12 protein-coding genes and 1 pseudogene are annotated in these 14469 nt (G+C 57.9%); all 13 read left to right on the top strand.

From position 1 onward, the window contains the following. Positions 1–3: 3 nt before the first annotated feature. The 13 genes and pseudogenes from GDA65_18230 to GDA65_18170 all read left to right on the top strand — a co-directional run bounded on the left by GDA65_18230 (position 4) and on the right by GDA65_18170 (position 14462). Positions 4–1011, top strand: a complete 1008-nt coding sequence (locus GDA65_18230; protein ID MBA5864622.1) for a hypothetical protein — start codon at positions 4–6, stop codon at positions 1009–1011. 3 nt (positions 1012–1014) lie between these two features. Beyond that, positions 1015–1641, top strand: coding sequence for a hypothetical protein (locus GDA65_18225; GenBank protein ID MBA5864621.1), 627 nt, complete (start codon positions 1015–1017; stop codon positions 1639–1641). Then, positions 1638–2210 carry a type 4a pilus biogenesis protein PilO gene (gene pilO / locus GDA65_18220; protein MBA5864620.1) on the top strand — a complete coding sequence of 191 codons (573 nt, stop codon included), beginning with the start codon at positions 1638–1640 and terminating at the stop codon, positions 2208–2210. The genes GDA65_18225 and pilO overlap by 4 nt, the downstream gene beginning before the upstream one ends. A gap of 5 nt (positions 2211–2215) precedes the next feature. Continuing rightward, positions 2216–2932: a hypothetical protein gene (locus GDA65_18215; protein ID MBA5864619.1), complete on the top strand. Its 717-nt coding sequence runs from the start codon at positions 2216–2218 to the stop codon at positions 2930–2932. Positions 2933–2939: 7 nt separating this feature from the next. Then, complete coding sequence (locus GDA65_18210; GenBank protein MBA5864618.1) at positions 2940–3548, top strand: hypothetical protein; 609 nt, start codon at positions 2940–2942, stop codon at positions 3546–3548. Positions 3549–3671: 123 nt separating this feature from the next. Beyond that, entirely contained in the window at positions 3672–4985 is a 1314-nt protein-coding gene (locus GDA65_18205) for a glutamate-5-semialdehyde dehydrogenase (protein ID MBA5864617.1), read from the top strand. Continuing rightward, complete coding sequence (locus GDA65_18200; GenBank protein ID MBA5864616.1) at positions 4986–6770, top strand: hypothetical protein; 1785 nt, start codon at positions 4986–4988, stop codon at positions 6768–6770. 257 nt (positions 6771–7027) lie between these two features. Continuing rightward, a complete protein-coding gene (gspG, locus tag GDA65_18195) occupies positions 7028–7462 on the top strand; it encodes a type II secretion system protein GspG (protein ID MBA5864615.1) in 435 nt (144 codons plus the stop codon). 182 nt (positions 7463–7644) lie between these two features. After that, positions 7645–8838 carry an HDOD domain-containing protein gene (locus GDA65_18190; GenBank protein ID MBA5864614.1) on the top strand — a complete coding sequence of 398 codons (1194 nt, stop codon included), beginning with the start codon at positions 7645–7647 and terminating at the stop codon, positions 8836–8838. 79 nt (positions 8839–8917) lie between these two features. Further along, positions 8918–10255, top strand: a complete 1338-nt coding sequence (locus GDA65_18185) for a hypothetical protein (GenBank protein ID MBA5864613.1) — start codon at positions 8918–8920, stop codon at positions 10253–10255. A gap of 114 nt (positions 10256–10369) precedes the next feature. After that, positions 10370–10974 (top strand): annotated as a pseudogene (locus GDA65_18180) (HAD-IC family P-type ATPase). Positions 10975–11877: 903 nt separating this feature from the next. Next, positions 11878–13218, top strand: a complete 1341-nt coding sequence (locus GDA65_18175; protein ID MBA5864612.1) for a TolC family protein — start codon at positions 11878–11880, stop codon at positions 13216–13218. Between the two features lie 221 nt (positions 13219–13439). Next, positions 13440–14462 (top strand): efflux RND transporter periplasmic adaptor subunit, encoded by a 1023-nt coding sequence (locus GDA65_18170; protein MBA5864611.1) that lies wholly within the window; start codon positions 13440–13442, stop codon positions 14460–14462. The last annotated feature ends 7 nt before the right edge of the window (positions 14463–14469 follow it).

Here is a 14469-nt window from a genome sequence, read left to right as displayed (position 1 = left end):
GCGATGTGGGATTGGATCACCAGCAGACCGCAGTATTGCCTGAAAATCGGAGCACACGATCTGGCCTGGGCGGAGGTGCATCGGAACTGGCGCGGGCGCCCACGGTATCAGTGCGTGGTCTCTGCGTTGCCTGATGGAATCCTGCGGCTCTCGCCGCTGGAGCAAAACGTGGTGTCCCCCCATGAATTGGAATCGCACATCCGCGCAATCGCCGGTTCGGCGACCACTCAGGCTCCTGGCCGTTCTTCCACTCCGGGAGTGCCTCGCCCCGCGACAGTCATTTTGCCGGACCTGGCCGTGCGTTTGGCGGTCGTTCGCCTGCAGGATCTTCCATGGAGTTCCGAGGAGCGGGATGCCTTGGTGCGTTGGCGATTGGGGCAGGAGCAGTTACTGTCACTGAGCGGCGCCAAGGTCTTTTCCCAAGTCTTGTCCGAGCCCGGCGTGTCCGGCGATGGTCCCTGCACTGTGCTGGCGGTAGTCGTCCAAGAGGTTGTGCTGGCGCAGTATGAAGCCGTCTGCGAAGCGGCCGGCCTCATCCCCCAGGAAGTGGATGTCGCGAGTTTACGCCTGTTTAATCTGTGGTCTCATGGAGCCTGGCGCGCAGCCGTCTCGACTGCCGATTTCTTGTGGGTGAATGCGACAGACGGCGGAGTCACGGCGTTGATCTTTCACAAGGGAGTCCTGGTCTTTCTCCGCTCCAAGCTGCAGGGCGGAGTGGGCTCGGGCGGGGTCTGGCCGGCTGGGTCGGAACAGCTGGGTATCAATCGGATTGTGCAGGAGTGCGCAGATTCCATTTATGCCTGTCAGCAGCAGACGCCGGAATTGGCGATCAGCCAGGCAATTCTGATTGCAGATGAAGCCATGGGACCCGGGTTGCGGCAGCAGTTGGAGAAGGGATTGGGCGTTCCCGTGCAGGAGTTGGATTGGGAGCGCGTGCAACAGTTCGGCGGCGGTCCGATCGCGGGGCCTCGGACGAGCGCGGCGATGCCGGCGATTGCAGGGGTTGTCTAAGCCATGATGTTGGACAATCTGGCATCGGTGCTTCGCGATGTGGTCTTGCGTATCGGGCAGCCGTCTGCCCGCAGCGGTGTGTTCACGATCAATCTGAGCAGCCGCTATCGTTGGTATCTGGCTCCGGCACGATTGCTGACCATGGTATTGGCGGGAGTGATCGGCGTGGCCATACTCTGGGACATTTCGCAGTCGTGGCTGGTGTGGCAGGACGTTCAATCGCGAGAATCGGCCTTACAGCAGGTACAGGAGCGGGACAGAGAGTTGCTCAAAGAAGCGCAGCAAGAAGGCCTGGACCTTTCCGAAGCCGCGCTGCAACTGCTGCCTAAGGAGATCGAGTTTGCCAATCACCTGATCGAGAAGCGGAATTTTTCATGGACCCGGTTCCTGACGGAATTGGAGCGCGCGATTCCTCAGCGGATTGCCGTCAATAGCATCCGGCTTGATCCGGCCAATGCCACCATCATGCTCACCGGATCTGCGAGAGCGCTGGAAGATGTGACCACCTTGACGGTCATGTTTCAAGACCATCCCCAATTTCGGGATCCCGTGTTGGGGCAGCACCGGGTGATGGGGAACGGCCTGGTGGAGTTCGACCTCACGTTGCGGTATCGGAATCGTAATCAATGATGTTTCCAGGACTCGATCGGCTTCAACTGACGTGGCGTCAACCCTACGCGCCCATTCTTCCCTGGGTGGCCTTCGTCGCTGCTTTGTTCATTATGAGTTACGGCATTCACGCCCTGGTGCTGGGAGCGGCGGAAGAAGAGCAAGTGAGGCTCGAAGCCGAGTCGGTCAAGGCGCGGCAGCAATTGAATCGGCACAGGGAAGCCAAGAAGGCGAAGGCGGATCTTCAGCGGGTGTGGGCTGTCCTGCCGTTGTTTCGTGATTTTGCGCCGCTCGCCCTCGGTGTGACGGAAGAAGCCAAGCGCGATCAGGTCACACTGCCCGCGCTCTCTTATAAGACCGAGAAGACGTCGGTTCCGGACGCCACCAAGGCGGTGTTGCAGGGGACGGTGACCGGACGGTATGAGGATTTGCGCCGCTTCCTCTATAACCTGGAATCGGCCCAGGAATTGTTGTTTATCGAGGATCTCAACCTCGTCCGCTCAGGCAACATTCAGGACCAGCAACTCACCTTTAACATTAAAATTTCGACGTATTTACGCGGAGAACATCTGCAATCTCCGACGCCCTAACGCGCATGAATCGAGTCAGTAAAAATCAGGGGCTGCTGTTGCTGACCCTCGTGGTCTTCTGGATCGGGTTGCTCATTTGGCAATTCGACCATTCCAATGAACAGGCACGGGTCCCATTGACCCATGTTAGTGGACAGCGTGCCACGAGCAAGGCGCCTCCAGCCGCTGCCGGTGGTAATGTGCAGGTTCATCTTGACCGTCTGGCTGCCATCAAGGGACAACGCGAAGCCATGTTTTCGACCCCGCGCAACATTTTCGCCAGCCTGCTGCCCCAGATTGAGCCGGTTGCGGTTCCGCCTCCGGCTCCTCGTCGAGGCCGTTCACGGGGTCCTGCCAAGGCTGCCGCTCCTCCCGCACCCGGGCCACTCGAGGAGCCGCAGGAGCAGGCTCCCGCAGAAGAAGAGCAGGAAGCGGTGGTGGAGGAGGGGCCAAAGGGGCCGACTCCTGAAGAAATCGAACGGCTACGGATTGCGACCGAACTCAATCAGTACCGCTATGTCGGGTTCATGGCGATGGGGGGAGGGGCGCAGAAAAAGAAGAATATGGCGGTGGTCGTGAAAAATGACGAGATGCACGTCGTCCAGGCGGGAGAGGTGATTTCCGGGGAGGTCCTGGTCAAGGACGTGTCGTTGAAGGAAATTACGCTTCAGGATGTGGGATCAAAAATTACCCAGGTCATTCCGGTTACGGACGACCCCGGCGCCGGGAGGCAACCCAACTAGGAGGGCGATGGGGTTGCGTGGCCATCTCCAAAATACCCGCGGCATCACCTACCTGGCGTTGATGTTTTCGATCGTCCTGATTGGCATTTCCGTCTCTGCAGCGGCTCGCCAGTGGACGGTGATGGTGCAGCGCGAGAAAGAAGCCGACCTCATGGCGAAGGGGATTGAAATTCAGAACGCGCTGGCGCTCTACTCCGCCTCGATGAAAATCGGGCGCATCATGACCACTGAAATCTACCCCCAGTCTCTCGCTGAATTGACGCGTACGCCTAAACCATTTTTGAGAAGAGTCTATCAAGATCCGATCAGCGGCGGTGATTGGGAGTATATGCGCGCACCCACCGGAGGCATTATGGGGGTGCGGAGCAAAAGCAAAGTAAAACCGATCAAGGAACGTGATTTTCCGCTGGCTGTCCGCCATTTCGAAGGACGCAAGACCTACCATGATTGGATGTTCCAGCATCCCAATCCTTCCTCGCAATCTCTGCTGATGCCGCCCATGATGGGCCTGGCTCCCGGGACCATGCCGACCCACCCCGGTGCACAGGGGGCAGTTCCCGGGGCTGGCGCTCCACAGAGCGCTCCCGTGATGCCAGGACCTCCCCGTAACCCTTGACCCGACTCCAAACCCCACAGTATTCTATCTCGCTATAGTTTGCCGCGCCTACGTTCACCATCTTGATCGGCGGATACGCTGGCCTATGGCCTCACGTATCGCCAGGCAGCAGGAATTCACGACATGGAACAAGACCTGACCGAATCCCCGGCTCCGGAGCTGGATGCTCCCGTTGAAGAACTTTCCCCTGAAGATTATGTGAAGGGCCTGGTTCACAGCGCCAAGAACGCGGCCGGCCGGCTGTCGACCCTCTCGGCAGCTGTGAAAAACCAAGCGTTAGAGGCCATGGCTGAGGGGCTTGAGGCGCACGAGGCGGAGCTGTTGGCCGAGAACGAAAAGGATCTCGAGCAGTTCGATGCCACGCCTGAGCGCAAAGCGCTGGGTGACCGGTTACGACTGACCTCAGCGCGTATTCGTGATATGGCCGAAGGGATTCGTGATGTCGCCCGCTTGCCGGATCCGCTTGGCGAGATGCCCAAGATGTGGACCAGGCCGAATGGCATGCAGGTCGGCCGGATGCGGGTTCCTATCGGGGTTATCGGGATCATTTACGAAGCTCGTCCTAATGTGACTGCGGACTCGGCAGCCCTCTGTCTCAAGTCTGGAAATGTCTGTCTCCTGCGAGGAGGGTCGGAGGCGTTGCGCTCAAACATGGCGATTGCCAAAGTCTTGAGCGAGTCAGCCGAAAAGGCCGGTGTGCCGGCCGGCGCGATCACATTTGTCGACCGTCCGGAGCGTGAAATCGTTCAGCTGTTATTGAAGCAGGATCAGGCTATCGACCTCATCATCCCCAGGGGCGGGGATTCCTTGATGAAGACCATTGCCGAACATGCCACGATTCCGGTGCTGAAACATGATAAGGGCGTCTGTCATACCTATGTCGATGCGGATGCCGACCCCAAGGTGGCAGAACAGATCTGTATCAATGCCAAGGTTCAGCGTCCCTCAACCTGCAATGCCATGGAGACTCTCTTGGTCCATCACAGCATTGCGCGGACCTGGCTTCCGCACCTGGTCAAGCAGCTCACGGCTGCCAAGGTGGAAGTCCGCGGCTGCGCGAAGACCTGCCAGTTGTGTCCCGAGGTCAAGCCGGCGGTGGACGCAGATTTTGGACACGAATTTCTCGATCTGATTCTCGCGGTCAAGGTGGTCAAGCACATGGATGAAGCGCTTGAGCATATTGCCGCATTCGGCTCCCGTCATACGGAAGCGATCGTGACAAAGGATTATTCCCGCGCGATGCGGTTCTTGCGCGAAGTCGACGCCGGCGCGGTTCTGGTGAACGCGTCCACGAGGCTCAATGACGGGTACCAGTTCGGTCTGGGCGCTGAAATCGGCATTAGCACATCCCGGCTTCACGCGCGAGGGCCGATGGGGCTGGAGGAATTGACCTGTTCAAAATTTGTGGTGCTTGGGAGCGGGCAGATCCGCGAGTAAATGCCCGTTGATGTCTCGTTACAGGAGATCCTGAGCCGCCCCGGTACGCTCACCTTCCCTTCCAATCTTGCTGATGCGCCGGACCTGTCGGCCTCGGCAGCCTCTTTCCTTCGCCTGCCAGCAGGGCAGGTGGTTGTGTATGGAAGTCATGGTCGTCGAATCCTGGCCACGGACCCGGAAGGGTACCCATTACATGAATGTGAGTGGGAATCGGTCAATGGCCGGCTGCGTCTTCTTCGAAGTCGCGTACACCTGGACTGGGGGGCGTGGGTTGGTCTGATTCCCGGCGGGCTCGTGAATACGATGACGTTGGATCTGTCCAGGAAGCCAGGATGGCAACGGCTCAAAGCCGATGATCTTCGTGGGATGGCGGCGCAGGCCATGCGGGTCCCGCTGGATGAGGTCCGGTTTTTCTACAGCGATCAGGACATGACCATTGATGCGAAGGGAACCGCGACGATCCGGCACCGGAAAGACGCGATCTACCATCTGCCGGATGGAACCTTCGACAGCCAACGGTTTATGGCTTGCATGGGCGCCATGCACTGGGAAGCCATCGATTTTTTGCCCGTCGTCGAGTTGTTTCTCTCGCTGCTACCCGGCACAGGATCCGCCCTGTTTGAGTTGATCCGCGGCCTCTATGACGATCAGAATCGTGGGCAATCCTCTCCGAGGTCGTTGCGATATCGCGGTATCCCAACCTATCCGTCTGAAGCGGCGTATCGTCTGTTCGGCAACTTCTTTTCTCCGCGCCTGACTGGCGGCGGTGATCCCTTTCCGGTATTTATGGATGCGCCTCGATCCCACGTGGTGACATGGGCGCCGGTCCCGGATCCACCGAGGAGACATGTGAATGTAACGCAGAAGTTGTGCGTCACGATTCAGGGGCAACGGATGCTGAAAGCGACCTGTTGGGACGATTCGGCGGGACTCTCCTATCAACCGTTTGACCAGAGAGGCGCGGCGCCGTGCCGGCGTGGATTGATGATCCGCGAAGGTCAACTCCAGTTGACCGATGGAAACACCACGCACACGATTCCGTTGCCGGACAACTGGGGACAGGTCGACGGACCCTCCGCGCCAGGTGTCTCTTTGCCCGCTGCTGATTGGAGATCGGTGTTCGAAGGGACCCCGCCGCGTGTCGATCCGGAGGCGGCATTCGGCGCCGTCCTGCTGTATCCCGATGATGAACAGGAAATTGGAGAACTGGCGACCCAGCCGTTTGTCGCCGACTACCTTCAAGATCTGATTGAACAGGATCGGCTATTGGCTGCCATGGTGGCCCGTGCGGAGCAGGTACTGATCTCGGGATTTGATGGTGCGATCACGACATGCCTCGGCATCGACCGGCCGCGCGCGTATACGGTCTTGTATGACCAGGCAGCCTTTGCCCAGCGCCACGCGCAGATGTGGTGGAACCTTCTGGCGCGCGCCCATCGACTGGACTGGCTCTCGCAGATGCGCATGCGGCCCCGTGCAGGCGGAACCGGATGGGAAAGCCACGAGTTGTACGACCTTGTATATGAATGGACGCCGTTCAATCTCTATGATCGGCCCGAGGCGATCAATCGCCGAGTGCAGCAATTGGCCGGACATCTGTCGCCCGGGGCGGTGGCCTTCATCGTCGGCCCGCCGACTGTTGCAGATAGTTGTCGAACGGTTGGCGTGCACATGCAGGCCATGACTCCGGTAGCCTCGCTTCCGACGTTTCGCATGCATCAAAGCGTGCTGCCTCGCGCCCAACTCAAGCCTGGGATTATGCTGTATCAGATCGTCCGTTCCTGAATCGGTGATCTCCTGTCGAATGACCGTTTCGAGATGTGGCGGATAGCCACGATACGAAGATGACACCGGGGAATTCAAGTACAGTCTCATCGACGTTCCTGTTACAATCCGACCTCGGTCCTGATGTGCGGAGCGCGGACCGCCGTGATCGGTTGAGAGAAGGAGCAGCACGTATGCGATTTCGCCATGATACGAAGGCTTCCCGGCGAGGCCCCGGGGGATCAGTTGGGGATGCGCGTCCGGGACCTGTCAGGAGGCTGAGCGTTCCTGACGGATTTTCGTTCATTGAGGTGATGATCGTTGTCGTGATCCTGGCTATCCTTGCGACGCTTCTGATTCCCAGGGTGATGGGGCGCACGGAAGATGCCAAACGGGCGGCCACCAAGGCGCAAATTTCAAACATTGAAAGCGCGCTTCAATTGTACAAGCTTGATAACGGCAATCTGCCGTCAACCGAGCAGGGCCTGAAGGCGCTTGTTGAACGACCCGCATCAGGTCCAGCCGCGCCGAATTGGAAGGCGGGTGGGTATCTGGCGAAGGTGCCGGTCGATCCTTGGGGCACTGCCTATAAATACACAGTTCCCTCTCCGCAAGGCGCAGAATTTGAGATCATCTCGTTCGGCGCCGATGGAACTCCCGGCGGCGACGGCAAGAATGCCGATATCGTCAGTTGGGATCTGGATCGCAACTAGCCCCGGCGTCTCGCCTAACCCCTCCCGGATCCACAAGGGGACTGCCCACCACCGCCTGCTTCCGCTGTAGACACGACACACCGTCATGACGACAGGGGTTGGGGTATCGGGAAATAAGTTAAGGTCCTCGGCCTCTCGACCGATGAGGAGAAGAGACGGATTCTGCCGGGAGGAGAGGGACCATGCGCCGCGTGTGTTTTGTTGACGATGCGCCGGAAATTCTCAAACACTTGCAACGGATTTTGGCGCCCATGCAGTCCGAATGGGCAATGGAGTTTTTCCCCTCCGCCAAGAGCGCGTTGGCCGCTTTGGGAGAGACCCCCTGTGATGTCGTCGTTTCAGACATGACGATGCCGGGAATGGACGGCGCTCAATTTCTGACGGAAGTGCGCAAGATCTCTCCGCACACGATCCGCATCGTCCTGTCCGGCGATCAGAGCCCGGTGAACTATTTGCGATCGGCCTCGGTGGCGCATCGGTTTTTGCAAAAGCCGGTGGATGTGGAGACATTGAAATCGACCATTGCGCAGGCCGAGGCATTGCGAGTGGTGTTGGCCAATCCTGCGCTCAGGACGCTGGTCAGTGAAATTAAGTCGCTCCCGAGCCTGCCCTCAATTTATCAGGATTTGATGCAGGAGATGCAGGCGCCGCAGGCGTCGCTGAAGAAAGCCTCGCGCATTGTGGCGAAGGATCTCGGCATGGTCACCAAAATTCTCCAGTTGGTGAATTCCGCGTTTTTCGGTCTCCGTACCCATGTGTCTGATCCTGAGCAGGCAGTGGCGCTTCTGGGTTTTGACACGATTAAGTCGCTCGTGCTCTCCAGTCAGGTGTTTGCGCAATTTGATCAGGCCAAATTGCCGGCATTTTCATTAGAGGAGTTGTGGCGGCATGCGATGCTGACGGCAACCTGTGCGCGCCGGATCGCCAAGGAGGCCGGCGCAAGTCAGCCGGTGATCGACGAAGCCTTTACTGCCGCACTATTGCACGACGTGGGCGTACTGGTGCTGGTGGCGAACAAACCTGACGACTATGCGCGGGTGATCGAGCTGATGCATGCCAAGCAGATGCCGGACTGGGCCGCCGAGCGGGATATTTTCGGCGCAGACCATGCCCACGTCGGCGCCTATTTGTTAGGGATCTGGGGGCTCGGCGACGGGATTGTGGAGGCGGTGGCCTTTCATCAACATCCCGGAGACTACAAGGCTTCCGGGTTTCAGGCACTGACGGCCGTTCACGTTGGAAATGCCATAGCGGAAACACACGCGAGCGCTGACGCCGCCATTGGCAAGGTGCTTAGCCTGGATCAGAGCTACCTGGTGCGTGAAAACCTTCTCGACAGGGTTCCCCGCTGGCGCGAGCTCTGCGCCGCAGCCTGATTCTACCTTGTTCAGCTTGACCCTCACTCGTATCCCGCAGTACAACCACAATCTCTCAGGCATGTCTTCATGAGGCGGTATGATCCGGCATCGGACATCTCGAGTTGTTCGCCTTGCGGTGGCGGTGGCCCACGCGCTCGTGCTGCTGTGGGCCACAGGGAGTCAGGCCGGCACGGTCGTGGTCGACGTTGCTGTTGAGCAGGGACCGATGAATCATCGGGCGAACGGGTATCTGGTGAGCATTGAGCCCACTGAGCCGGGCATGGAACTGATCCTTCCGTTGAGGCCGACCAGTTTTCGCGGCAATGCCGGGTACGTGCTGAAGAATTACGATCGGCTCAAGCAGGCGGGGGTGACGGAGTTTCAACTGACCCTTGGATTGGTGTTCAGGGATCTTCCCCTCCAAATTTTTGATATCAATCACATAGGGCACGATGGATCCTATGCACCGTGGTTGGCGCATGTGGATCGGGTCATCGATCAGGTGTTGGATCGTCACCTGTCTGTTCTGTGGGATATTTATAATGAGCCCGATTTAGCCGCGCTTCCGATCAATGAGAACGAGCGACTCAAAGAAGGCTGGCGGCTGGCCTACCAGCGCATTAAATACCGGATTCCAGGCGCGAAGATCGTCGGGCCCAGTGTAAGCCGGTATCGATTGCTGAAGCCGTTCCTGGAATGGAGCCAGGAGCACGATGTGTTTCCCGACGTCGTGGCGTACCATGAATATGACGACCCGTCCAATGCTCTCGGGCTCGTGGAGGATTTACGGAGTTACTTAAAGGAACGAGGCCTGGCCAGGCCGATTTCTGTGAATGAGATCCTGGGGCAAGAGACGTGGACTATCGCAGGATATACCGTGGGCGTTCTTGCGGCATACGAGCGAGCCAACATTCTCAGCGCGATGAGATCGTGTTGGCCGGACCCTCAAGACACGAGCCGCGACAGAGTGGAAAATACCTGTGATAATCCCACTCTGGATGGTCTGCTGTATGTCGATCGGCAGTCCAAGCGGCCGGGGTGGCACATTTACAAGACGTACGCGGAGATGGAAGGGGTGCGTCTTTACACGATGACCGACAGTCCAAAACTTCATGCCCTGGCGGCCTTCGATACAACCTCAGGCATCCTGCGGTTGTTGTTGGGAAAATACGAAGAGTATTCGACTGCCGATACCACCGTGATCCTCAAAAATGCTGGTCGAACATTTTCACTCGGGCAGGGACGTAGCCTCTATCTCTGTGCCGAGCAGATTCCCGATACGGGGTCAGCACCGCTCGCTTCGACCGTGGTCACGCTGGATCGTGCCTTGCCGCTCGTGGACGGGGACCTCTCGTTCACCTTGCCTCAGTTTTACCATTCTGATGCCTACCGGGTTGTGGTGTCCCCTGCATCTGGCTGTAAGTCTCGCGGGTAACGCGTCTCCCTTGTCTTTCCAGTGAGTCAGGAGCATCAAGCACAGCTCCACAGAAAAGACTTGTGATCGACCACCCCATTCCAGAGTGACTGAGCCGGAGCAGGGAAGACGCCGGTGTATGTGGCCATCAACGGCGAGCCGGCCGGACTCATCGCGGTGGCTGACCCGGTCAAGGCAACGTCGCGGGAGACGATCCGGCAGCTTCAACACATGGGATTCACTGTCGTAATGTTGAGCGGCGATCTCGAGCGTACAGCGTAGGCGGTGGCGAGCCAGGTTGGCGTAGACCGGGTCGTGGCGGGGCTGTTGCCGGAGGGCAAGGTGGCGGAGATCCGGCGTCTGCGCGAGGCGGGTGAGGTGATCGCCATGGTCGGAGATGGTATCAATGATGCGCCGGCGTTGGCACAGGCCGCTGTGGGAATGGCCATCGGGAGCGGCACGGATATCGTCATCGAAGCGAGTGATGTCACGCTCATGCGCGGTGACCTGCAGGGCGTCGCCTCCGTGATCAGATTTGCCAGGAAGACGATGCTGGTGATGAAACAGAATCTGTTCTGGCGTGTATTTATAATGTTGTGGGCGTCCCTGTCGCGGCCGGTGCGTTGTATCCGTTCACCGGTCTGATGGTAAGCCCCGTACTGGCGAGCGCAGCTATGGCCTTCAGCTCCGTCAGCCCCGTCATGAACAGCCTGCGGCTACGGAGAGTACAGATAAACTGACCAGATCGCGGGTAGTGAGTAAGGCTTCGTCATGTGAAACAGGATGATTCGTATGTGCAGGCTTCGTAGATCATCGCCCCATCTACGTTCGGTTGCCGAGTCTCTTCCGCAGGTGGGGAATGAGTTCATTCAGACACTCAGGGAATTGGGAGACGGGCCTCAAGTAGCGGGCTCAGGAGACGGAAGCCGTGGTGCGATTTACCGCAGACAGGAGATGTTGTGTTGCCCAGAAATGCCTCAAAACGAGTATACGTTGAGATTCTGAACTGTGTTGGAGGATCCGTATAACCTATTGAAACGACAAGTATATTAAGACGATGTGTCGATAGAAGTTTTCCTGGCACTACCCGTGCTTTCCTTCCATACGAGCTTGGGCAGACTTGACGACCCACTGCAATTGTTTGAAACTATGCCTGCATTTGAGCAGATCCTAAGAAGAGTGTCGCTCGTATGATCCGACGAGTGCCTACGAAATATGTCGCCTTGCTGCTGTTCTTCACCTTCTGTCAGGTGATGCGCTCGATGTGTACCTTGCCGGACCTGTCGATGGCAGGAGAAACCACAACCTTGGTAGAAGAGCACATGGCTTGCCCCATGGAGGGGACGATCATGTGTCCGCCGTCACTCACCTCGTCTCCCGAGCGCCAGCTCAGGCCAAGCATCATCGCAATGGATGTTGCTCATGCGACGATCCTGCTCAGTCCAGCTGCCGTACTCACAGTTTTCTCGACCTCGACGCAGTGGTCTCGGAGCAACGTCTGCTCAATTGTGCCTCTCTCCATAGACTCCTCCCCGGTCCTCCGGATCTGATCCCATACCTCCGGTACTTCCGGTCGCCGCCCGGCTGTTTTCGCTGAGCGAGCGATTCCCCCCTATTCTTTCACGCACTGTGGAGGTGCTGCCGTGACACAATCAATCGCCAGAAATCCGGTCTGGTCTTTTCCAGTTGTCTTCTTTTTCATCGTGGTGCTCTCACCCTGGTCAGTTCGTGGCGAGGAAGATCCTGGGGATGTTCCGTCTAATAGCACTGTTCACGGTTCGCAGGGTGAGCGTCGCATCGACCTCGCGAGCCTGATTGCAGAACTGGAAGGCGTGAATCCGGAAATCAAAGCAGCCCGTCAACGTTGGGAGGCGGCCAAGGCTGTGGTGCCTCAAGTCCAGGCGCTTCCCGACCCGAGACTCCAGTTCGGATATCAACGCATGCCGATGACCGATCCACTCCAAGGCGCCATGTATGGATTCGGACAGGAGATTCCCTTCCCCGGTAAGCTGAGTCTTAAAGGGGAGGTCGCTCAACGTGAAGCCGAGCGGATGGAACAGGAATTCAATGCCACTCGGCTGAGACTTGTTGCAACCTTGAAGGAGGGGTACTTCACCCTGCATTTCGTGCATAAAAGCATCGAGATTGTCGAACGGAATAAAGCGCTGTTGCTGCAGTTCGAGAAGACTGCCAAAGCTCGGTACAGCGTTGGACAAGCCGCCCAACAGGATGTCTTCAGAGCTCAACTCGAGATTTCACGGGTCTTGGACCGGCTGGCGGTGTTAGATCAACAAAAAGAAAGCCTCCATGCCGCGATCAACCGTCTGGTCAATCGTCCACCTGCGGGCCCCCTTGGAACACCAGACGAAATTCACACCACGATTCTGACCATTCCCTTGCAGGAACTCAGTGAACGCGCCGACGCATTTTCGCCCGCGCTCCTGGCGACGGCCAAGGGCATCGATCGCTCCGAGCGATCGGTCTCGCTCGCCAAGCGGCAGTATTACCCGGATTTTGATATCACGGCTTTGGGACTTCGAAACGACCGGATCAACGACAACGGCTATCAAGTTATGGTGGGGATCAAGATTCCGCTGTTCTACGAGACCAAGCAGAAACAAGGCGTGCGTGAGGCAATGGCTGGCCTTGAAGGCGCGCGTGAGGAGTTCGCGGCGACCCGCCAAGACCTGTTGTTTCAAGTCAAAGATGGGTTTGTGCAAGCGCAGCGGGCTGAGCGCTTGATCACCATTTTACGTGACGCGATTATTCCGCAAGCCACCTTGGCGCTTCAGGCTGCCCAAGCCGGCTATGGGGTGGGCAAGGTAGACTTTCTGACGCTGCTCAATAGCCTGTTGACTCTTCAGGACAGCCAGCTTGAACTGCATGGGGAGATGGTGAACCACGAGAAAGCGCTCGCACGACTTGAGGCCGTGACAGGCCGCCCATTGATCGGCGGCTTACTGGAAAGGAAGTCGGGATCATGACTCGTCGCAGTCTTATTGGATCAGGCGTGTTGCTAGCCCTCGTGATGTCCTCACTCGCTTTGCTCTGGTGGCGCCCGGCGTTGGTTCCGTCCGCGGATTCGAAACAAGACGCAATGTCGAACATGCCGGGGATGGCACCCCAGGCCACGCCAAAGAGTGAGGAGTCTGAGTCAAACCCCAGACCTGAAGCGGCGGCAGTTACCTCGGTGTTGCCGGGCATCGTGACAATCCCGATCGAGCGTCTGCAGATGATCGGGGTGAAGTACCAACCAGTCGTCAGACGGCCGTTGGAGAAGCTGATTCGGACCGTCGGGCGGGTCGCGGTCGACGAACGAAAGCTGGCGAAAGTCACCATCAAGTTTCACGGCTGGATTGAAGAGCTGTTTGTGAGCGCGCTGGGCGATCATGTGAAGAGAGGACAACAGCTCTTTACGATCTACAGTCCCGACCTGGTCGCAAGTCAGGAAGAATACCTCCTCGCGTTGCAAGGACAGAAGCAACTGGGGGCCAGCGAGTTTCCCGAGGTCGCGCGCGGTTCTCGGGATCTGCTTGAGGCCACTAAGCGTCGTTTCCAATTGTGGGATATCACGGAGGACCATCTTCGAGAGCTCGAACATACCGGCAAAGTCATGAAAGCGCTTCCGATCCATTCGCCCATCACAGGGACGGTCATCAGAAAAGAAGCGCTGGCCGGTGCCCATGTCGATCCAGGCGAAGAACTCTATACCATTGCAGATCTCTCCCACCTGTGGGTCTTGGCGGATATCTACGAATATGAGTTGTCCTTCGTGAAGATCGGGCAACAGGCGGCTGTGAAGCTCTCCTACGATCCGGGAACCGTCCTGAAGGGAAAGGTGGGATTCATCTATCCCACACTTGACCCAAAAACTCGTACCGCCAAAGTTCGCTTTGAACTCGATAATCGCGATGAAAAGCTGAAACCGGATATGTACGCGAACGTGGAGTTTCGGGTTGAACTAGGCAAGCGTCTCGCGATTCCTCAAGAAGCCATCATCGAGTCAGGTCAGAAGCAGGTTGTGTTTCTTCATCTCGGTGAGGGCCGACTCGAACCGCGTGTTATCAAGACAGGCGTGAAGACGGGGGAATGGTCTGAGGTGTTGGAAGGGTTGAAAGAAGGGGAACACATTGTGACTTCGGCGAACTTTCTGATCGATAGCGAAAGCCGGCTTAAGTCAGTGGTCGAAGGCATGGGCGGCATGCCGGGCATGAAGATGAAGGATTAAGCCCTCC

Source organism: Nitrospira sp. CR1.1, assembly GCA_014055465.1.
Taxonomy (GTDB): Bacteria; Nitrospirota; Nitrospiria; order Nitrospirales; family Nitrospiraceae; genus Nitrospira_A.
The sequence above is the reverse complement of the archived record's forward strand: the minus strand, read 5'-3'. Positions and strand labels throughout refer to the sequence as shown.